The organism is Algoriphagus marincola DSM 16067, from assembly GCF_000429405.1.
Lineage (GTDB): Bacteria > Bacteroidota > Bacteroidia > Cytophagales > Cyclobacteriaceae > Algoriphagus > Algoriphagus marincola.
Genome location: NZ_KE386897.1, coordinates 23,600 through 45,223 on the forward strand (window position 1 = coordinate 23,600; position 21,624 = coordinate 45,223).

At 42.5% G+C, this 21,624-nt stretch carries 14 protein-coding genes; 9 read left to right on the plus strand and 5 right to left on the minus strand.

The annotated features are described in order from the left end of the window. The first annotated feature begins 85 nt into the window (after positions 1-85). Entirely contained in the window at positions 86-1,195 is a 1,110-nt protein-coding gene (locus G457_RS0115055; RefSeq protein WP_248602866.1) for a hypothetical protein, read from the plus strand. A 936-nt stretch (positions 1,196-2,131) separates the two neighbouring features. Continuing rightward, positions 2,132-3,103: a polysaccharide deacetylase family protein gene (locus tag G457_RS0115065; protein ID WP_035484106.1), complete on the plus strand. Its 972-nt coding sequence runs from the start codon at positions 2,132-2,134 to the stop codon at positions 3,101-3,103. 10 nt (positions 3,104-3,113) lie between these two features. Here the strand turns inward: G457_RS0115065 and G457_RS23085 are convergent, their stop codons facing one another. Further along, positions 3,114-4,448 carry a glycosyltransferase gene (locus tag G457_RS23085; protein WP_026947202.1) on the minus strand — a complete coding sequence of 445 codons (1,335 nt, stop codon included), beginning with the start codon at positions 4,446-4,448 and terminating at the stop codon, positions 3,114-3,116. A 1,231-nt stretch (positions 4,449-5,679) separates the two neighbouring features. Then, a complete protein-coding gene (locus tag G457_RS0115075) occupies positions 5,680-6,612 on the minus strand; it encodes a GNAT family N-acetyltransferase (protein ID WP_026947203.1) in 933 nt (310 codons plus the stop codon). A 279-nt stretch (positions 6,613-6,891) separates the two neighbouring features. On the opposite strand from G457_RS0115075, the gene G457_RS0115085 reads away from it, so the two are divergent. The 3 genes from G457_RS0115085 to kdsB are packed head-to-tail and all read left to right on the plus strand — an operon-like array spanning position 6,892 to position 10,928. Then, positions 6,892-7,722 (plus strand): polysaccharide biosynthesis/export family protein, encoded by an 831-nt coding sequence (locus G457_RS0115085; RefSeq protein WP_026947204.1) that lies wholly within the window; start codon positions 6,892-6,894, stop codon positions 7,720-7,722. A gap of 5 nt (positions 7,723-7,727) precedes the next feature. Next, positions 7,728-10,187: a GumC family protein gene (locus tag G457_RS0115090; RefSeq protein WP_026947205.1), complete on the plus strand. Its 2,460-nt coding sequence runs from the start codon at positions 7,728-7,730 to the stop codon at positions 10,185-10,187. Between the two features lie 12 nt (positions 10,188-10,199). Beyond that, complete coding sequence (kdsB, locus tag G457_RS0115095; protein ID WP_026947206.1) at positions 10,200-10,928, plus strand: 3-deoxy-manno-octulosonate cytidylyltransferase; 729 nt, start codon at positions 10,200-10,202, stop codon at positions 10,926-10,928. A 1,325-nt stretch (positions 10,929-12,253) separates the two neighbouring features. Here kdsB and G457_RS0115105 read toward each other — a convergent pair. Continuing rightward, positions 12,254-14,929, minus strand: coding sequence for a putative LPS assembly protein LptD (locus G457_RS0115105; protein WP_051260852.1), 2,676 nt, complete (start codon positions 14,927-14,929; stop codon positions 12,254-12,256). 106 nt (positions 14,930-15,035) lie between these two features. Here G457_RS0115105 and G457_RS0115110 point away from each other — a divergent pair, with 106 nt between their 5' ends. From G457_RS0115110 to G457_RS0115130, 3 genes are all read left to right on the plus strand, one after another. Further along, on the plus strand, positions 15,036-15,836 hold the full coding sequence (locus G457_RS0115110) for an N-acetylmuramoyl-L-alanine amidase family protein (RefSeq protein WP_026947209.1): 801 nt from the start codon (positions 15,036-15,038) through the stop codon (positions 15,834-15,836). Positions 15,837-16,756: 920 nt separating this feature from the next. Then, entirely contained in the window at positions 16,757-18,382 is a 1,626-nt protein-coding gene (locus tag G457_RS0115125; RefSeq protein ID WP_026947211.1) for an acyl-CoA carboxylase subunit beta, read from the plus strand. A 190-nt stretch (positions 18,383-18,572) separates the two neighbouring features. Continuing rightward, on the plus strand, positions 18,573-19,415 hold the full coding sequence (locus tag G457_RS0115130; RefSeq protein WP_026947212.1) for a transglutaminase-like domain-containing protein: 843 nt from the start codon (positions 18,573-18,575) through the stop codon (positions 19,413-19,415). Here the strand turns inward: G457_RS0115130 and G457_RS0115135 are convergent, their stop codons facing one another. Both G457_RS0115135 and G457_RS0115140 read right to left on the minus strand, forming a co-directional pair. After that, a complete protein-coding gene (locus G457_RS0115135; RefSeq protein WP_026947213.1) occupies positions 19,416-19,985 on the minus strand; it encodes a redoxin domain-containing protein in 570 nt (189 codons plus the stop codon). Between the two features lies 1 nt (position 19,986). Further along, positions 19,987-20,616, minus strand: a complete 630-nt coding sequence (locus tag G457_RS0115140; protein ID WP_026947214.1) for a 4'-phosphopantetheinyl transferase family protein — start codon at positions 20,614-20,616, stop codon at positions 19,987-19,989. Positions 20,617-20,650: 34 nt separating this feature from the next. Between G457_RS0115140 and G457_RS0115145 the strand changes: the two genes are divergently transcribed. Next, positions 20,651-21,574 (plus strand): WD40 repeat domain-containing protein, encoded by a 924-nt coding sequence (locus G457_RS0115145; RefSeq protein WP_026947215.1) that lies wholly within the window; start codon positions 20,651-20,653, stop codon positions 21,572-21,574. The last annotated feature ends 50 nt before the right edge of the window (positions 21,575-21,624 follow it).

A 21,624-nucleotide genomic window follows, 5' to 3' on the forward strand; every position in this document is an offset into this window, starting at 1 on the left:
CCTTTTGCTCTTCTTTGCTTCACAGCCTGTTCTGAATAACCTTCAAAAGGAGCATAAATGGCTAAAAGCAGGACTTTTAAACCAAATGTACTGGTACCATATGTTTTTTGGATTGGTGTATTGGACTTATGCCCAGTTTAATCGATCAGATTCCTTTGTCTATTTCTGGAGTTATCGACACTACAAAAATTGGTTTGATGCCTTTGAGCCCGGAACTTTGTTTATCGAATGGATTAATTATCCTTTTGCCAAGTGGTTAGGCTTCAATTATGATATGATGATGTTCTTCTCCACTTGGGTGGGGTTTTGGGGCTTTGTCTATTTCTACTGCTTGATGAAGGAGAATTTGCGATTCAATCCAAAGTTTGAGGGTTGGGATGCCATTACCATTTTTATGTTTTTGCCCAATATGCACTTTTGGACCGCTTCCTTGGGAAAAGGAGCTTATATTTTTACAGGATTAGCACTTTTGACTTACGGACTTTCCTGGCCGGGGAAAAGGGTTTTTCAGATAGTTTTAGGTGGATTTATATGCTACATGATCCGACCTCATATCTTGTTCGCGGTGCTGATTGGGATGGGAGTAGGTTTTATTTTGGGTAGAGAGAAAGTACCCCTCTATCAGAAGTATTTGGCAGCCTTGGCAGGAATTGGAATGAGTATTTTGGTATACGATCAATTATTGGTATTTCTAGGCTTTGACCCGAATAATGTGGTTTCAAGTTTTGAGGAAGAGACGGCTTTAAATGCGCAGCGTTTGCAATCTGCTGGTTCGGCGGTAGATATGACGAGCTACAGCCTTCCGATGAAGCTTTTTACCTTTTGGTTTCGGCCTTTATTTATAGATTCTCCGAATGTATTGGGGATTGCTATTTCCTTTGAAAATGCTCTTTATATCTATATGTTCTCCAGGATCTTTAAGAAGAGCTTTATTGATTACATTCGCATTGCTCCGGCCATGGTGAAGATGTCGGCGGTGGTGTTTATCTCTATTTCCATCTCTATGACCTTTGTGATGTCGAATCTGGGAATCATCATCCGGCAGAAGTCCCAGATTATGTATTACATGCTTTTTGTGATCGTGGCCTTTATGGACTGGGAAAAAACAAACCGAATCAAGAAGCGGGCAGCTATTTATAATCGGATCGTAGAGGAGGAGCGGAGGAAGCGGGAGCTCGCCGAAGCCGCTACCTAACCTTTGAGGTCTTCCAGACCTCGAAGGTTATTTTCCCAATAACCGAACTCCTATCCTAGGATTTGTATTCCAAGGAATATTTCTGCTGCCGAACCCATATCTTGGGATTTGCAATCCGAGAAATCTCAATTATCCTCCGATTCAAATATGGATTTACGAACCTCTTGCTGGCATAAAATATTCGTTTCCATTTTGAGATCAAGGCCCAGCGCTGGTTAATCTGGCATATTCTTTTTCCCCGGGTTGTACCCGGGGCTATTCACAGTTCGACGCCTTCAGCGTCTCTTTCATTTTTTCGAATTTTTCTTTGTGGATTTGAGGAAGAAAAAAACCGTACTTCGTCTCTGTCTTTGTGTGCCTTCAGCACTCTTTGTTCAAACATACATTTATCCAGTTTATTTCATCGAACGAAGAGACGTGTATCTTAGAAGGCAAAGCCAACTTTATTTCATCGACCCAAGGGAGGTGTATTTCTCAAAGTGTATTTCACCACAGGTGTATTTCTTATTAGTGAGAGAATAGATCATCGCCCTGTCGAGTATTATAAATGGTTCTAAAATTCCTCATTCCTCATTCCTCATTCCACATTAAAATCCTCGTATTTCGTAACTCGTACTTCGTAGATATTTCATCGAACGAATAGAGGTGTATCTTAGAAGGCAAAGCCAACTTTATTTCACCGACCCAAGGGAGGTGTATTTCTCAAAGTGTATTTCACCACAGGTGTATTTCTTATTATTGAGAAAAAAAATCACCATCCTGTTTAGTATCATGGGTGCTTATAAATTCCACATTCCACATTCTCCATTCCACATTCCACATTCTCCATTCCACATTAAAATCGCCGTATTTCGTAAATCGTACTTCGTAAATTTAAATCCCTCAAGGTGTATTTCTTATATTTCCCTATCTTCATTGTTAATTGCAAACACCACCATGCCCGGAACTTTTACGATCTCGCTGGACTTCGAACTCCTTTGGGGAATTTTTGATAAGGTTGGAGCCAACTACCGGCCGGAATACTTTTCCAATACGAGAAAGATTGTCCCTGAAATGCTGGATCTTTTTGGTAAAAATGAAATAGCAGTTACCTGGGCCACAGTAGGGATGCTATTTGCCGAAAATGAAGAGGAATGGAAGCATTATGCGCCGGATAATTTGCCTTCCTATCGAGACAAGAAACTATCCGCTTACCAATGGGCAAAAGATCATGGGATTCGACCAGAAGTTCACTTTGCACCTGAATTGATCCAAAAAATCTTGGATACACCCTATCAGGAATTGGGTTCTCATTCCTATGCACATTACTATACTTTGGTGAGGGGACAAAGTCCAGATCAGTTTCGATGTGATTTGACGGCTACCCAAAGAATAGCCCAAGAGAAGTTTGGAGTAAAGCTTCGTTCCTTAGTTTTTCCTAGAAATCATATCAATGAGTTGTACCTGCCGATTTGCCTAGAGGAAGGCTATGAATTCGTAAGGGGAAATCCCAAGAATTGGTTCTGGCAGGAAACCCAACACGAAAGTCTGAGTAAAAAATGGTTCCGTTCTGCGGATTGCTTTATTCCTACGGGAGAGAAATCAACTTTTAGGAAAGAGGATATTTTACGATTTCCGAATGAACCTGTGATCATTCCTGCCTCTAGAATCCTCAGACCTTACGCCTCCGGAGTACCTTTGATCAATCAGGCTCGGCTCAACCGCATTCTTGGTGAAATGGACTGGGCAGCAAAAAATGGAGAATTCTATCATTTATGGTGGCATCCCCACAACTTTGGAAATAGTCCCGAAAACAGCATGAAGGAATTAAAACTCATTATTGAAACTTTCCATCAGTTGAAAGATAGCTACGGTTTTCAATCTAAATCCATGCAAGGGGTAGGGGAGACCATATTGGCGAAAGCTTAAATAGAGCGGTTTAAATTCCTTTTTCAGGCTTAAAATTCTTGTTAATTACCTCTAAATAAATCCTTTCCAAATCAGCTACCATCCTTTTCATACTAAAATACTTTTCTACTTGCTCTCTGGCTGCCTTAGCCATTTTTATATGCAATACATCATCCTCAAGTAATTGCAGGCAATAGCCTTGCAGCTCCTCCCAATCGTCAATTCCAGACAAAAAACCCTGCACTCCATGCTGAATCACCTCACCGATTCCTCCTGCTCGCGTAGCTACAACGGGTACTTCACAGGCCATGGCCTCCAGCATGGCAATGGGTAATCCTTCAAATTCCGAACTGCTCAGGTAGATATCCATCAGGTTCAGATAAGGAATGACCTCCTTTTGAACGCCGACTAAATGAAAGTGCTGTGCCTTGCCGGATTCTTCTATTTGCTTTTCAAGTCTAGCTCGCCATTCCCCATCACCGACAAGAAGGAAATGAACGTCATTTCGTTTTTTTAAAATTCGAAGGGCTAGTTCCACCCACAACCAAAGCCTCTTTTGCGAACGAAAAACAGCCACCTTTCCAATCACTTTTACCCCTTCAGGAATGCCTAAATGGACTTTTAATGAATCGGGGGAAAGAAATTGAGCAATCTCTTCTGTATTTTTTTTCCCATCATCAATTCCAAAGCCTCCATTCTCCAAACTACTGTCTCCAGGATCTACGATCTTGCTCCCGATAGCTATCGGGATTGCTTCTAAATACTTAGTATTTGGTACTTTGTACGTTGTACTTGGTTCAACTCTCCTAAAGACTTCCGTATTCACTCCATTCTGCACGACCCGAACGCTTGGCTTTTCTCCTCTGCGATAGGGGTCCCACATGGAGTTTAGCTGCATGGAAAGGGCAACTTCATTGGATACGGCAATTGCTACATCCTGCTTTTTGAAGGTCAGTCGATTTCCCCAATAAGAAACTTTATTGTACCGGTCCCAAGTATTGTGTTCTGTGTAAACGATAGGAATAGAAACTCGGCTTCCAACTGCTCTAGCCAAGATTCCAGCCCAGGGAAGGTGTGCATGAATAATTTGAAAGCCATTGTCTTCGATAAACTTTTTGACTTTTCCAATTTGGAAAAATAAGCCCAGGTTTCCGGATGGGATCAGGTGAACTTGGATTCCGGCCCTTTCCAGTTCATCGACTATATTTTCTTTTTGATGATAAAAATAAAGGCAGTGAAACTCAAAGCAACTTTGATCATGGACGAGTGCTGTTTCCGGGATCAATTTTTCAGCTCCTCCCCGTCCAAGGGATTTGATCAAGTGGAGGATTTTGATTTTTTGGGTCACTTTGGTTTTAGCTTGCATGCAAACCTAAGGAAAGGCGACCTTAGAATAAAATAAATGGGGTTAAAAGGTATAGTGCTCCATAGATTCCAAGGATGGATTCTTGATATATCGAGATTGATAACCCAAATGAATCTAAATCAATTAAAATAGCTTTTGAGCTTCACGGAACTATCTCCCTCTCCTTGAGGAGAGGGTTGGGGTGAGGTAGAAAAATCCCGAACTCCTTATCCAAAGATTTGCAATCCGGACAAACCAAAAATGTCCTATTGATTCCAATCGGTCTCGCCGCCGTTCGTGCCTGCCATCGGTAGACAGGTCATCACGCACGGCATTTATTCAAGGTTTTACGTCCTCTTGCTGGCACTTAGTATCCGTTTCCATTTTGAGATCAAGGTCCAGCGCTAAAAACTTCGCTATTCATTCCAATCCGGGGGTTGGAAACCCCGGCTAGTATATTTCGTGCCTTCAGCACTCCTTAATGGTTCATTTTCCGAGGTTATTGTTTTTTGGGCGCGGTGGGTTGACGCAAAAGCGGGCCAGCGTTCGGCCTTGAGCGTTGAAGCCTGTCTGCCTCAGGCAGGCTTTTTTGCGTCGAAGGCTTTTGGCTACTTTTGGCCTTCAAAAGTAGTAAAGGGTAAAATTTGCATAGAAGCTATAAAGATTCTAAGGCCGTTTCTTTTGCCCCCGTTTGTGCCTGCCTTCGGTAGACAGGTCTCCACGCACAGCATTTATTCAAGGTTTTACGTCCTCTTGCTGGCACAGAGTATTCATTTCCATATTAGGATTATGGGCCAGCGCTGGTTAATCTGGCATATTCTTTTTCCCCGGGTTGTACCCGGGGCTATTCACAGTTCGACGCCTTCAGCGTCTCTTTCATTTTTTCGAATTTTTCTTTGTGGCTTTGAGGAAGAAAATAACCGTATTTTATCTCTGTATTTGTGTGCCTTCAGCACTCTTTGTTCAAATAGGCATTTATCCAGTTTATTTCACCGACCGAAGAGAGGTGTATCTTAGGAGGCGAAGCTGACTATATCTTTCTGAACGAAGTTAAGGGTATCTTTTTGAACTCAGAGAAGATTTTTTAAAAGATAGCTGCGCAGAAAAAGAAAGATATGGCTGCGCCAAGAAATAATGGCCTATCTCACCGAACGCAGTGAGGTGTACTTCCTGCCACGGCAGGCAGGCACGAAGCGTATTTCGCTGCACGCATATTTCACTGAAGGTATATTTTTTTACAAGAGCCAAATAATCAAAAAAGCTCCAAATCCCCCAAACTCCACTTCCAGTTCAAATCCTTTGGATTGAGATCCTCTCTAACCCTCCGAAGAGTGACCAATGGACCTCGATCTAAAATAGGAACTAGGCCAAGGTTTAATATATCCGAGTCATAGTTTAAACCTGAAAAACTTACCCAAATGGTTCCTGAATTCTTACAGATTTGATTGAATTCTTTTCTTAAAAGTTCCCTTTGCTTTTTCCCAAAATCCGAGTGATGGAATAAATCGACGATCCGAAGTTCCATACCTTTTTTTCCTTCTTTCAGTCGATAGATCATCAAATAGGTTTCTCCATCACTTGCAGACTGATAATCGACAATCGGACAATCCCGGTAGCGCCAATGAATATATCCCGGAACTAGGCTTGTTCGCACTCCTTCTGTCCACGGAGGACTGTTTTCAAGCCTTGCGATCAAACCTGCTATTTCTTCCCAGTTTTTTGTTTTTGAAGCCTTTTCAGATTTGTTAGGAACTTTGAGCTTTACTTTTAAAGGTAGTTTGCCCCATTTCTCCCAACCCATTTTCAGATAGCCGGGAAGACTTTTTTCATTTGGGGTATTAAAAATCAGGTCAAATCCTTCTTTTTTCACCTCATCGATCAATTGGGTAGTGAGTTTGGTGAAGAGTCCCTTTCCTTGATAGTTTGGATGTACAGCCGTATCCACCGCTCTCAGGGCTTGGTATTTCTGATTTCCTTCTCGATACTCCCACCGAAGAAATGCCCTCACTCCAATAATTTCATCAGCTTCGCAAGCCAGCAAGACTGGTGATTCACCAAATGGGTTTTGTAGGTGCTTCCAATTCCAAAACTCTACTGACTTGGGAAGTAAGGATTCTCCAAGGGAGCTTTTGAGCAAGGAAATAATTCCAGGAATGTCTTCTGATGAAGCTCTGCGAATTTGCATGCTTGAAAATAGCTCAATTGGATTAAACTTATCATTTTAAGCTGGCTGAATATTTTATTTTAGCCATCATTTTTATGAAAAATACTTGGTCTATCCTCAATCGAGACTCCAGGCATAGAGGTTTAATTTTTTTTGGATCCAAATCAGGTTCGACCTTGAAGGAAAACAGTTCAAATATGGAATCCCTTGATTCGCCAGTTTCTAAATACCTTTTTGGTCTTGCAGCGAGTTAAATCGACAATTTATCTATATTTGAATCTTCTGGGCATTCATCTGTTTATGAGAAGACTATTACCTATTTACTTCCTTCTTATTCTTTTTTCGAGTAGCTGCATTAGCAATAAGCGCATTACCTATCTTCAAAATCTTTCGGATTCCACCTCCTACGATTTGAATGAATTCATTCCCTTTGCAGAAGTAGATTATGAGTATATCCTTCAGCCATACGATATGGTAGAGATCGATTTTGCCACATCGGATGAGGAACTTACTGAGGCCTTTACCTTTATGGGAGGACAGCAAGGTGGTGGAATGGGAGGTATGGGTGGAGGAATGGGGGGTGGAGGTGGCTCAGATCCACTCTACTTTAGAGGTTTTGCAATAGATAAAGACGGTATGGTGGAGGTTCCCAAATTGGGGAAAATCGAAATCGCCGGACTTACGGAAGAGCAAGCAAAACAGAAAGTTCAAAAGGCAATCAATGAGTACTTCAAAGAGGAGGTTTATGTACGCTTACGAATAGCAGGTATCCGCTACACCACTTTAGGAGAATTCAATAGCGTAGGGGTTCAGGTGATTTTCAAAAACAGGGCTACAATTTTTGATGCTTTAGCCAATTCAGGTGAAACAACCCTTTTAGGAAAAAAGAATCAGCTTTTTATCATTCGGCAATACGATGGGGGAGTGAAAATTCATCAAATCAATTTGAATGACCGGGCCTTGCTGGCCAGTCCTTTCTATTTCATCCAACCCAATGACATCCTTTACATGGAGCCGATGAAAATTCGACAGATTGGCACCGCAGATAATTTGACCGCTTCACTAGCACTTTTTGCAGGATTGCTGGCATCCACTTTGTTAATCATTAACTTAGTAACAGGAGGGAATTAATTCAAATGGAGAAGCTTGATCTCAGCCAATTAGATAACGAAGAAAAAGCGCTGGAAATACGCTACGTCGTGGCTAAATACATCCGCTATTGGCCTTGGTATGTGCTTTTTACTCTAATTTTTTTAATTGCAACTTTTCTCTTCCACCGCTATACGGTAGATGAATACGAGGTTCGTGGATCCATGGTGATCAAGACCAATAATTCGCCTGAAGCCAGAATTTTGGACCGCTCCAATATCTTTAATTCGGGTATCAATCTGGAAAATGACATTCTTCGTCTACGCTCAAAAAATTTGGCCCGTGAGGCACTAAAAAAACTTCATTTTGATGTAGAGTATTTTGCAAAAACTACGATTAAGGATATTGAGCTTTATGACCGTTCTCCTATTCGAATTGTAGTGGATTGGGATCATCTGCAGGTGACAGATGCACAGGTGGAGTTGCAGATTTTATCCGATGAGAATTTTAAACTAGTCCCACCAGAGGGAAGTATTTTAGACTTCAATCCTGCCCAGGCAGCAGGAGATGAAAGTATTTTCAACAAGACTTACACTTTTGGTCAAGAGATCGAAACAGCCCGTTCCAAGTTTACCGTTCACCTTGTAAATCCTGGAAGGGTTGGAGATGTGGTTTTATTTAAATTGGTTAATCCAGCTTCTTTGGAGGAACAATGGGCCAAGAAAGTGAATGTGGTTCTTGAAAATCAGTTTAGCTCTGTATTGAATCTTACAACTACCACAAAGGTGGTGGAGAAGGGTCGAGACTATATCAATGCCTTGATGGAGTCTTATATCGAGTATGATCTGAATGAAAAGAATAAGATTCAGGAAAATACCATCGCTTTTATTGAGGAGCAGTTAGGGTTTTTGGAAGATTCCCTCAAACAAAAGGAACGGGAGCTTCAGAATTTCAAAGTCGAAAACAAGTTGTTGGATGTCTCTGCTGAGTTTTCCAATATATTGGGGAAAATGAATTCTTTGGATGAAACCAATGCGGAATTAGAATACCAACTCAATTATTTCGAAGAAATCAGGCGGTATATGGAAATGAAAAGTAAAGACTTTTCAGATGTCATTGCTCCATCAGTCATTGGAGTACCTGACCCGCTTTTAAATGGCTTAATTCAAAATCTCGTCACCCTTTCTCAGGAGCGTAGAAAGCTTTTGGCTACTGTCAACGAAAATCACCCGGAAGTGATCAAGATCGATGTGCAAATGGAAAAAATCCAGGATGCACTTTTTGAAAATGTGGTCAATCTGATTGATAATACCCGTAAAAAGCAGCGAAATATTCAGTTGGAAATCGAAGGATACGATGCTGAATTTGCGACCCTTCCAGAATCTGAATCTCAATACACGGGGATTTTCAGAGAGTTCAAACTTCGGGAATCGCTCTATACCTACTTATTAGAAAAGCGGGCTGAAGCGGGAATCGCAAGGGCTTCCAATGTGTCTGACAATGCCATCTTGGATGCCGCCAAACGTGGAACACTCGTATTTCCAAAGAAGCAACAAGACTATGCTTTAGCAATTGCCCTTGGCTTATTACTTCCATTCGGATTCATTGTAGTCCGGGACATGTTTGATGATAGCATCAAAGATCAGCGGGACCTGAAAAAGCACTTTATGATTCCTCAGTTGGGAGTAATTGGATATTCGACCAAGGATACTAATAAAGTCGTATTAGAACACCCAAAGTCAGCTGTGGCGGAATCATTCCGTTCCCTAAGATCGGCTATTACTTATCTAGCTAGCGGTAAGAATACAAAAAGAATTCTGGTGACTTCCTCGGTGTCGGGTGAGGGCAAGACCTTTACCTCCCTCAATCTGGCCTCTGCGATGGCTTTGGGATCAAAGAAAACCGTGGTAGTTGGTGGGGATTTGCGCCGTCCTAAACTGGCTAAGTACTTTAATCATTCTGATAAGGTTGGTTTATCTACTTATTTGATTGGAAAAGTGGAGGCATCAGAAATAGTAATCCCTAGTCAGCAAGAAAACCTCTTTTTCGTGCCTTCTGGGGTTATCCCACCTAATCCAGCAGAACTTCTACAGACTCAGAGGCTCAAGGACTTTCTAAATTATCTGGATGAAAATTTTGACATCGTTGTCTTCGATACTCCTCCGATGGGTTTGGTTTCTGAGACAATCGACTTGATGCGTCTTTTCGATGTTAATCTTTACGTAGTAAGGCAGAATTACACCGTGAAGGATCACCTGGTCATGATCAATGACCTCTTCAATAATAAGCAGGTTACGAATGTTTATGGTGTTTTCAATGGCATCATCAATTCCGGATATCACTACGAAGGGTACAATTATGGGTATGGCAATACCTATCTCTATTCTCAGAATAATAAATACATGTATAATTATTATGGGGAGGATGTAGAGACGAAAAAAGATAGGATAAAAAAGCAAAAAGATTCCTTGGGTAAGAAGCTCAAGAAATTGTTTAGGACGCGATAAGAAGAAAGACTTTTGAAAACCGCAGCCCTTATTCCCGCTCGCTTTGCTTCCTCTAGACTGCCTCAAAAATTGGTGCAGGATCTGGAAGGAAAATCAGTTATCCAAAGAACTTATCTCAGTACCCTAGCTACCGGAGTTTTTGATGAAGTTTGGGTGGTATGTGATCACGAATTGATTGAGGAGCAGGTGCTGGCTGTCGGAGGGAAGGTTTTTCGCAGCCAAAAAGAACATGAAAGTGGTTCGGACCGGATAGCAGAGGCACTGGGCCGAGTTGATGCTGATTTGATTGTCAATGTGCAGGGGGACGAACCCTTTCAGGATGCCAAGTCTCTTCAGGATCTAGTGGCAGTTTTTACTGATTCATCAGTAAAAATGGCATCCCTATATTTCAATATTTCTCCCTCTGAGGCCGTCAATCCCAATGCGGTCAAAGTGGTTTTGGATCAGAATAGCGATGCACTTTATTTTTCAAGATCTCCCATCCCTTTTGACCGAGAGGGTAGTGGGGATTTTTCTTACAAAAAGCACGTGGGGATCTATGCCTATCGAAGGGAGCTCTTGCTAGAATTCACTACCTGGCCCAAAGGGGAATTGGAACAATTGGAAATGTTGGAGCAGCTCAGAATTCTAGAACATGGGGTGAAAATACGCATGGTAGAAACTTCCCATCAGGCCATAGCTATTGATACAGCAGAGGATTTAGAGCGGGCAAGGAATTTCTTGAGGAAAAATCAAGTTTAAAGCTTTTTCACAAATACCCGGTTCCAAATAAAAAAATCAAGGCAGTCCCTAAATGGCGCAAACCCGCCTGTCGGACGGGCAGGTCTCAGGATTTACCTACCTCAGGTAGGCTTGTACTTGTAATATAGCAGTCTCCTGACAGCATATTAATAATGCCGCTTCGTCTTGCTGGCATATTTATTCCCTTTCCCTTTCAGAATTCTGCGCCAGCGCTGGTGAAATGGTTGGTTTCTTTACCCGGGGTTGAAACCCCGGGCTATTCAAGGTTGGACCCTTTCAGGGTCTATTTTCGCTAATATTAGTCTTTATAGTTGATTGTTTTTGGACAAATCTGAATATATGATCTCTCCAACCATAAGGAGGATAAATTGATTAGAGTATTTGGGATGGTCTTCGGGATTTTCGGTTTTTGTAAGGCGAGGAAATTGTTAAGAAAATGGGCTAGTCCCGAACCTGCCTTAGTCAGACAGGCTTGTTTCGGGAATCCGCCCATTTTTAGATTTCAGAGTCCTTCAAAAATCAAATCGTAACGAGATTTCATTTTTCCGGTTTATAAGAAGCGATTTGAAGAAAAGACCGGGCCAAAAGGTTTTTGGTTACTTTTTGCCTTTCAAAAAGTGACAGAGAAATAACGATTTGAGATTCCTCTGACGGGTTAATATTGAATTAAAATTTGCCGCCGTTCGTGCCTCCCTTCGGTAGACAGGTCATCACGCACTGCATTTATTCAAGGTTTTACGTCCTCCAAAAAGGCGCAATATGGCGCAGGCCCGCCTGTCGGACGGGCAGGTCTCATGATTTACCTACCTCAGGTAGGCCTGTGCCTAAAGCAAGGCATTCTTCGGACTGCTTTTTTATATACGTTTCCATCTTGCTGGGACCTAATTCCCGTTTCCAAACCAAAAATCAAGGCCCAGCACTGGGGGAATGGGTTGATTTCATTACCTAGGGTTACGTCCCCGAAAATCGGGGCAGGCAGTTCCTCCTTACCCTAGGCTAAAACAAATCGCGTCCACCTCGGCGGACAGGCACTACAGCGCTCTTTATTTCATCTACCGAAGGGAGGTTTATTTCCTGCCACGGCAGACAGGCGCATAGCCTATTTCGCTGAAAGCGTATTTCACCGAAGGAATATTTAGCTGAAAGCGTATTTCGATATTTACTCTAAACTAGAATCGAACCTGGACTTCGACATTCGACATTCAACATTCATCATTCGACATTTAAACGGCAGAGCGAGAGTTTCCATCCAGAGGCTTCTTTTTGCTTCAATTGATATAAAAAAACACCGTATTTCGTAAATCGTACTTCGTCAATTCAAATTCTTATTGATCAAAGAAAGATCGGCGACGCGAAACTTTTAGATCCTGCAAAATACTTGACTTGACCCGGATGTCGATATTGTAAGAAGTGAAGCGTCCAAAAGGAATCCAATTGACATTCATCTGCCAGCAATGCAAATCGCGGGCAATTCCAATCATGGACTGCGTGATCACCTGATCCACCAGGTTAATACCTGTATTGAAGTTTATTTTCCACTTTTCAGAGATGGACACATCTCCGGATAGCTGCACGGCCGAAGTCACATTGCTACTTCCACTTGTTGGTTTGCTGTAGGCAAGATTATAGCCGATTGATAGATTCCAGGGAATATTCCAATCGATATACTGGCTTGGATCAGTGACGATTTGATTGATTTGGCTTTCTACAAATTCATTCATGATTCCACCTTGCTGCATAAACTGATTGGTCAGCTCATCCCGCACCTCACCCGGGTTTTGGGCATTGCTAGGGTTGATGGAGGCATTGAGGTTAAAGGATGCATTTCGGATGGTTCCAAGCCCCTGTCCATTTTTCCAGGCAAATTGATTAATCCTCCGAATAGTCTCTGTTCCGGTTCCATTATCAAAGGCTGAAGTGGCATAGGGATCCACGGTAGCACTCATATTGACAGAAACCCTTCGATCAAAAAAGCTGGTTCGGGCACTGATCCGCACAGGTGCCAGCTGAAATGAGTCCGCAGCAAAATTGTAGGAAGTGTTGATGTCAAAGTTTTCGATCAAGGGAATCTTTTTGGTGCTGTTTTCGGCAGTAGAGTCCTCATTGGTCATGATTTTTCCTTCCAAAACAGATCGGATTCCCATGGTCAAAGCCCTTGATTCTCCAGCAGGCGCTCCCCCGTATACAAATCCCTGGTGCCTATTGTATAGTCTGGTATCTCCGGCCGCATTGGTTTGAACCTCCTGAAAGTAACCGAAATTATCTGTGGTGAAATCCGGCGTGTAGCTAAAGCCAAAGGTGGGCTGAATATGGTGTCGGATCGTCTGCAGCTTTCCTCTTTTGAAATTATAAAAGCCATAGACGTTGGTCTGCATGCTGAAGGAGGTATTGTAAAAAGTCACCCGGTTGAATCCATCTTCAACAATCTGATCCACTCGCTCCGATTCGGGATTGTAGAAAAAATTCAATCGCTGCAAATACCAAAGCTCCGTGATATTGGCTGAGGCGGTTCCGGTGAAATACTTAAATAAGGTAAAGTTGGTGCTAACAGGAATTCGGTGTTGAGCACCATTATTCGCGTTTTTCAACAACAAGCTGAAATTCTCTGGAGTAAAAGGAATTAGCTCAGGAGTGGTCGTGCCTCCCAATTCTGGATCAATGGGAGTAGGGGACTGAATCCGGTTGCTGATGGAGTTTTGAAGGTCAAAGTTCCAGGCAATATTTAGTGTCTTCAGTGGCTCAAATTTCACATTCCGAAAGGGATTCTGCCGGTTCATCGAAACGTTGAAAGAAGGTAGTCTGAGCCTCACTTCTCCCGTGGAAACTGACTGGGAATGCTGGGCAGAAGCAGACATGGAAAAAGGTGTGCCCGAAAACTGCTTGGTATAGTTGATGTTCGATTGTAAATCCGAGGTGACGTTATTTTGGAAGTTGGTCGGATTGATCACATTGTTGAAATAGGAAGTACTTCCTGCATTCACGGAAGCAGAAAAGCGACCTGTTCCACGGCTTTCAGGGGTATGAGACCATGTTACGCGGAAGGTGTTGTAGTCAACTGGGTTGAGTTCGGTTTCAGGTGACTGAAATTTCTGAAAATCCACATTGAAGGATCCGCTAAAACGATAGCGTTTTTTATAGACTGATTGGGCTTTGGCACCCCAGCCTCCTTTGGAATAGATATCTCCTGTGACCCGGGCGTGGATAAAATCATTAAAGGCGAAGTAATATCCAAAGTCACGAAGGAATAGACCTCGTACCTGTTCCTCTCCATAGCTTGGGAAAATGATTCCGGAGGCTTTTTCTTCAGGAGTATTTGGAATAATGCCGAATGGAAGGCCTAGTGGGGTAGGAATACCATTGAAATACAGGTTGAAAGGTCCGGAGACGACTTGTTTTCCCTCAATGGACTTGAGTTTGTTGGAAGAAATATGCCAATGCGGTTCGGTGAGCTTGCAGGTGGTATAGTAACCATGGTCCAGATAAATACTTCCATCATCTGTCTTTTTGATGGTTTCTCCTCGAAGAATACCGTCTTGCTGCTCCGTGACCACATCTTTGATGATGGCTTTTTGGGTTTTGAAGTTGTAGCGCATCTCCTTTCGGATTTCATAGACCTGACCTTGGTCTTTGAAAAAGGGATTGCCTTCAATATTTCCCAAGCTATCGGTGACTCCACTGGCATAGAGTTCGTTGTTTTTCCAATCGATGACGATGCGGTCTGCATCCAGTCGCATTTCCCCGTATTCAAACCAGGCACCTCTATAAAGATAGACCTTATTGGTTTCGAAGTCCGTGACTATACTATCCTCAGCAAAATAGTTGATTTCGCTCATGATCGCGCTCTGAGGCACAATATTTGTCGTATCATTGGTAGGAATTGAGTCCGCAGGAATTTTCAGTGAATCGAGCACAGATCTTTCGGGAAACTGCAGAGTATCCGGCACAGCAAGCCTTCGTTCTTGCCTCTCCGTAGTCTCTTGTGCTAAGGCCAAAAATGGCATTAGTAAAACTGAAAATAAACTCAATAGGAGTTTGAAATGCTGCACAGTCGCTCGTTCCTTAACTAGTATGTACGAAATTACGCGTAAAGTTAATTTTATTGCCCTCATGAGAAGATTCAAAACCCAAAAATTTGTTAATTCTCTTCTATTACTGATACCTTTTCTTTTCGGTGGTTTTATTCCCAATGAAACCATGATGCCTGCTTTCCGGATGAAAAAGATCGTCTTAGATGCCGGTCACGGTGGAAGAGATCCTGGAAATCTAGGTTCACGCTCCCGAGAGAAGGATATCAATCTTGCAGTTACGCTACTGGTAGGAAAGTATATTGAAGAAAACCTTCCTGATGTGGAGGTGATCTATACCCGCAAGGATGATAGTTTTCCTTCGCTGAAAGAAAGACCTGTCATCGCCAACAAGAACAAGGCTGACCTTTTTGTTTCGATTCACTCCAATTCTGCTGCGAATAAATCAGCTTACGGAACAGAGACTTTTATCATGGGGATGAAGCACTTCGAATCCAACTTTGATATCATCAAGCGGGAAAACTCTGTGATGATGCTGGAGGATGGCTATGAAGAAAAATATGAGGGTTTTGACCCATCATCTCCCGAGTCTTACATCATGTTCAACTTGATGTCTCAGGCTTTCTTCGAAAATTCGCTTTCCCTTGCCGATCAAGTTGAGAAACAGTTTAAAGATCGAGTAGGCCGAAGAAGCCGAGGAGTGAAGCAGGGACCATTCTATGTGCTTTGGACCCCCTCCATGCCTTCTGTACTGATTGAACTAGGCTTTTTGTCTAATTCCAATGAGGAAAGATTTCTGATGAGTAAGCAGGGTCAGGAGTATATGGCTTCGGCAATTTTCCGATCCATCCGTGACTATAAAAATCAGATTGAGGGAAGGTGAGGAGCTGGAAGAGGGGAGTTTGAAGTAGGAAGCTGGAAGAAGGAAGCACGAAGGGACCGTCATCGCGATCCCGAGAATCGGGAGAAGCGATCTCAAAGATCAAGTGTTGAATTCGGGGTTGGAAGGGGGAAGTTGGAAGCACGAAGTGGGAAGAGAACCTAGACTCCGACATTCATCATTTGCCATTAAAACGTTCGAAAGGTAAGAAGATCATCAAAGGCCTTGTTTGACTTGAAATAATGTAAAAACGTGGTATTTCGCGCAGCCTATTTCATCGAAGGTATATTTCGCGAAGCGTATTTCTATTTATTCTTTTCATAATTTTTCGTCCTCTTGCTGGCATTTAGTATTAGTTCCCATTTTGAGATCCAGGGCCAGCGCTGGGGGAATAATTTAAATCCTATACCTAGGGTTGAAACCCTAGGCTAAAACATTTAGTGCCTTCAGGACTCTTTGTTCCGATAAAATATTTCACCGAACGAAGAGAGGTGTATCTTAGGAGGCGAAGCCGACTATATCTTTCTGACCGAAGTGAAGGGTGTCTTTTGGACCCAGAGAAGATTTTTTAAAAGATAGCTTCGCAGATAAAGAAGATATGGCTGCGCCAAGAAATAATGGCCTGTTTCACCGAACGAAGAGAGGTATATTTCCTGCCACGGCAGGTAGCCGCAAAGCGTATTTCGCTGCAAGCATATTTCGCGTAGCCTATTTCGCTGAAAGCCTATTTCACCTTGGTATATTTCGCGAAGCCTATTTCGCTGCAAGCGTATTTCACCGAAGGTGTATTTCTTTACTGGAGACCTAAATCGATCTTCACCAATACATATTGTAATCAGATCACTTTAAGCGCTTTCTTTTTCTGAAAACCAAACTTCCTTTTGTAGATTCGAGTTTGAAAATGTATAAACCCAAATAACTCCATGAATTCAACCGAATCAAAAAACAAAAGTCTGGAAACACTCCTGACTGAGTTGTCAGAAAAGTACCAAGTAGTCAAAAAAGGTGGCGGTGACAAACGTATCTCCAAAGAACATGATAAAGGAAAACTGACGGCAAGGGAGCGGATTGATTACTTGAGAGATGAAGGTTCGGATTTTTTAGAAGTCGGAGCTTTCGCAGCAGATGGAATGTATGAGGAGGAGGGGGGATGCCCTTCTGCAGGGGTCGTCACAGGAATTGGATTTGTGAGCGGTCGTATGTGTATGATCGTTGCGAATGATGCCACTGTGAAAGCCGGAGCTTGGTTCCCGATGACTGCCAAGAAAAATCTTCGAGCCCAAGAAATTGCCATGGAGAATCATCTGCCCATCATTTATTTGGTGGATAGCGCAGGTGTCTTTTTACCCATGCAAAATGAAATATTTCCCGATAAGGAGCACTTTGGACGGCAGTTTCGCAACAATGCTAAAATGTCTGCCATGGGGATCGTGCAAGTTGCTGCCATCATGGGGAGTTGCGTGGCTGGAGGGGCTTACCTACCCATCATGTCGGACGAGGCCCTGATCGTAGATAAAACGGGTACTATCTTCCTTGCAGGCTCATATCTGGTAAGGGCAGCCATCGGGGAATCTGTAGACAATGAAACCCTTGGTGGGGCTACCACGCATTGCGAAATATCAGGTGTGACAGATAATAAATTTGACACGGATCAGGATTGCTTAGATGCTATCAAGCGGATTTTTGATAAAATGGGTGCCTCCGAGAAAGCAGGCTTTGATCGGGTGGAGGCGAAGGAACCCGCGATTTCTGCTGATGAAATGCTCTCAAAATTCCCAATCGACCGAGTCAAGCCATACGATATGCTTGAGGTGCTCAGAGGACTGGTTGATGGTGGAGAAATCGATGAATACAAAAAGGACTACGGAAAAACCCTGATCTGCGGAACTGCCCGAATCGATGGATGGGCTGTTGGAATCATTGCGAATCAGCGCAAGGTGGTCAAAAATGCCAAAGGCGAGATGCAAATGGGAGGAGTGATCTACTCAGATTCTGCCGACAAGGCAGCGCGCTTTATTATGAATTGCAATCAGCGGAAGATTCCTTTGGTTTTTCTTCAAGACGTGAGTGGATTTATGGTAGGGTCCAAAGCCGAACACGGAGGTATCATTAAGGACGGAGCCAAAATGGTCAATGCCATGTCCAATTCAGTGGTTCCGAAATTCACCATCGTTCTTGGAAATTCCTATGGAGCAGGTAATTATGCCATGTGTGGAAAGGCCTATGATCCACGCTTAATTTACTCTTGGCCTACCGCCCAAATGGCCGTGATGTCAGGAGCTTCGGCAGCTAAGACCCTGCTTCAGATTAAGGTTTCATCTTTGAAAAAGGCCGGTAAAGAAATCAGTCCTGAGGATGAAAAGGCACTTTTGGAAGAAATCACCAATAAATACAATGAGGAACTCAGTCCCTTCTATGCCGCAGCTAGACTCTGGGTAGATGGAGTGATTGATCCTCGGGAAACCCGACAGGTCATTTCCATGGGAATAGCCGCTGCCAATCATGCTCCCATCACAGAGCGGTTTAATGTCGGGGTCATTCAGACTTAATTTGACTATTTCAAATTCAGCTAAAATTAAATTTTGAATAGCTTTATGTGAGTAGTAAGTGGTTAATTTGTCTTGGGTGAGAAATCCATCACAAATTCCACTTACTTTTTACCATTTACCTTTCAGAATTCACCTTAGAAATTTCACCTCACAAACTCAATCCTTCATATATTTTTTTTAAATTAAATCAATGAGCGAACTCAGTACTTCTGAATTAAATGCTTTGGTCACCCTCTTGGATGATAGCGATCAGGAAGTGAAAAACCACGTCCGTGATCGAATTATTTCTTTGGGAGCTGAAATCATCCCTTTTTTGGAAAAGAAATGGGAAAATAGCTTTGATCCGGGTATACAGCGGGAGATTGAGTTTCTGGTGCATGAGCTTCAGTTTTTGCAACTGAAAGAAAGGCTGGAAGAATGGAAAAAGTCTGAAGATAAGGACTTGCTGACAGGACTTTGGATCATCAACACCTATCAATATCCTGACTTGGAGTTTGAAAAGCTTAACGCGGACATGCATCAGATTTACTTTGAAGTGTGGACAGCTTTTAAGTCAGATTTGGGTCCTTATGACCAAATCCGGATCATCAACAATGTCTTGTTCAATTCTCTGAGATTTTCTGCCAATACCAAAAACTTTCACTCTCCGGCCAACTCCATGCTTTCATCGGTTTTGGATACTAAAAAAGGAAACCCTATTTCTCTTTGTGCGATCTACATGCTAGTCGCTCAGAAATTGGGTCTGCCAGTTTACGGAGTTAACCTTCCCAATCTATTTGTATTGACATACAATTCTGCTGATATCACTTTTTATATCAATGCTTTCAACAAGGGTTTGATTTTTAGAAGGCAGGATATCTACAATTATTTAGAGCATTTGAAAATCGCACCCAAAGAAGAGTTTTTTGAGCCCACTGATTCCCATCAGATCGTGATGAGGTCTCTTAGAAATCTAGCCTTTGCTTTTGAAAAATTAGGTGAAGCAGAAAAGGTGCTGGAAATCCAAGAGCTTCTTCAGATTCTTGAAATCTGATTAGAAACTTCTCAGGTTACAGCCTGTCGCCCGAACTTGAGCAGGACTGGGCATATTTCCTCCCAAAAACTGATTGATGGCACGCTCGAGAAAGCGCTCGCTGACTGCATTTTCCGCTTGGGGATTATTATCGATCGCGCCATGGTAAATGACGGTAGGGATGTCTTCCTGTTTGCTGATCAAAAAAGCTTCTGGGATTTTCACTACTCCCAATCCTTGATTCGCCTCAGTTCCTGATTGTAAAAAGAATGGCATATTCATGCCGGAGGAATCGATGTAGTTTTTAAGTTCTTCTGCAGATGCCTTTGAGTCGGAATGAATCAAAGCGAAGCGGAAGCCTTGATTACTGAATTTAGTCCGAAGTGCCTTGATCCTTCCCTCATACATTTTGGTAAAAGGACAATTCAGGTCAAAATAGATCAAAACCAATCCTTTCTGATCGGTAAGGTCTGCGATGGTTTGTGTCTTGCCTGTCACTGCATCTTGAAGCGAAATGTCTCCTAGACTCTGTGCGACTATGGTCTGAGAAATGATAAAAAAGGAAAAAGCGAAAAGTATTTTAAGGTTCATGCTACCAAATGGTGTAAGTGAGAATGACGTCCTGGATTTTTTCCACCCGAACTTGATAATGGTGATCCGCAAATTCCGTTCCTCGAATTTTTCCCTTGATGAGTTGCGCATCCGGCTCGAAAGGTTCCAATAGAATGTTTTCCCTGAAAGAAACTCCTTTTTTCCCCTGACACTTGAAAATGGATTCTTTGGCAGACCAGGCCATGGTGTAGTGGACGGGGTCCTTTTCCAGGAAATCCAGTTCCTTTTGATCTAAGAATCGAAAGCCGATCCGGAGGATTTTTTCCCTGACCAAATCCATATCAATACCTACGGGAAGATCTCGGTGAAAAATTGCTCCTGCATAGCCTTGAGTATGACTTAAGCTCACTTGGCCTCCTCCTTTCATGACTTGGGATTTGCCATGCTCGTCTTTGAAAAAGCCCGGATAAGGGATGTTTAGAGCGTCCATGGCTTCCTTGATGGCCATTCGGGAAGATGCCCATTCTTTCCGTTTTTCATGATGAGAAATATTGGCATAAGATAGCTTTTCGCGGAAGCTGAGGAAATCCAATTGATCCATAGCTTGGTCCTGAATATTCTTTAGAACCAAGACCGATTGGGAATCAATTTTTTCTATTTTTGTTTGCATAGGCCGAAAGGGCATTCCTATTAGAAGCCAATATATGTCAAAAATCCAAGTTTATAAATTACACAGTCTCACCGGGCACAATGACTGTATCTATGCTTTGACCGAAGGATCCGATCCTCGGTACTTTTATACTGGTGCAGGTGATGGAATGGTGGTAGAGTGGGACTTGGACAATCCTAAGGACGGTAAACTCATCGCCAAACTTCCGCATTCTGTCTATTCGCTTGCGATCGATCATCAGCGAAATTACTTAATCATAGGACATAATTTTGAGGGAATTCACGTCATTGATCTGAACGAAAACAAAGAGATTTGGTCCCTGAAAATGACGGAATTTGCCATTTTCCATATTACTGTGGTCGGTGACCAAATTCTTGTAGGAGATGGAGATGGAGTTTTAACTATAGTCGATATTTCTTCCCGCGCTGTGAAGAAGCATATCAAGCTGAGTTCGAAGAGTATTCGTGTGATGGATGTGGCCGTTGAAAAAATGCATCTTGCTCTCGGGCTTTCTGATCACAGTGTTAAGATTTTGGACTTAGCAGAGGATTTCAAGCCGATTGCCAATTTAAAAAGCCATGTCAATTCGGTTTTTGCCTTGGGTTATTCTCCGGATGAAAGCTACTTGGTCAGTGGTTCTAGAGATGCCCATTTGAAGTTTTGGAAAACTGATCCCTACGAATTAGAGGAGGATGTAGTAGCTCATATGTATGCGATTAATTTCCTGGATTTTCGGGAGGATGGACAGCTTTTGGTGACTTGCTCTATGGATAAATCCATCAAAATATGGAGTCCTGAAGAAAGAAAATTATTGAAAGTCATCGATAAGGCACGGAATGCCGGGCACGGAACCTCAGTCAATAAGGTCATCTGGAGTAGTTACTCGAATGATATTATCTCCATTTCTGATGATCGGACCATTTCCATTTGGAATCTTGGATTAGAACAAGAAATATGAAGTGCCCTTAAAATACATTCTCCCAAAGTGGATGTTTAAAGAAATTCCAC

Coding starts and splice junctions, on each gene's coding strand:
- G457_RS0115055 (WP_248602866.1), top strand. CDS start 86: ATGTACTGGTACCATATGTTTTTTGGATTGGTGTATTGGACTTATGCC.
- G457_RS0115065 (WP_035484106.1), top strand. CDS start 2,132: ATGCCCGGAACTTTTACGATCTCGCTGGACTTCGAACTCCTTTGGGGA.
- G457_RS23085 (WP_026947202.1), bottom strand. CDS start 4,448: ATGCAAGCTAAAACCAAAGTGACCCAAAAAATCAAAATCCTCCACTTG.
- G457_RS0115075 (WP_026947203.1), bottom strand. CDS start 6,612: ATGCAAATTCGCAGAGCTTCATCAGAAGACATTCCTGGAATTATTTCC.
- G457_RS0115085 (WP_026947204.1), top strand. CDS start 6,892: ATGAGAAGACTATTACCTATTTACTTCCTTCTTATTCTTTTTTCGAGT.
- G457_RS0115090 (WP_026947205.1), top strand. CDS start 7,728: ATGGAGAAGCTTGATCTCAGCCAATTAGATAACGAAGAAAAAGCGCTG.
- G457_RS0115105 (WP_051260852.1), bottom strand. CDS start 14,929: ATGCCATTTTTGGCCTTAGCACAAGAGACTACGGAGAGGCAAGAACGA.
- G457_RS0115110 (WP_026947209.1), top strand. CDS start 15,036: ATGAGAAGATTCAAAACCCAAAAATTTGTTAATTCTCTTCTATTACTG.
- G457_RS0115125 (WP_026947211.1), top strand. CDS start 16,757: ATGAATTCAACCGAATCAAAAAACAAAAGTCTGGAAACACTCCTGACT.
- G457_RS0115130 (WP_026947212.1), top strand. CDS start 18,573: ATGAGCGAACTCAGTACTTCTGAATTAAATGCTTTGGTCACCCTCTTG.
- G457_RS0115135 (WP_026947213.1), bottom strand. CDS start 19,985: ATGAACCTTAAAATACTTTTCGCTTTTTCCTTTTTTATCATTTCTCAG.
- G457_RS0115140 (WP_026947214.1), bottom strand. CDS start 20,616: ATGCAAACAAAAATAGAAAAAATTGATTCCCAATCGGTCTTGGTTCTA.
- G457_RS0115145 (WP_026947215.1), top strand. CDS start 20,651: ATGTCAAAAATCCAAGTTTATAAATTACACAGTCTCACCGGGCACAAT.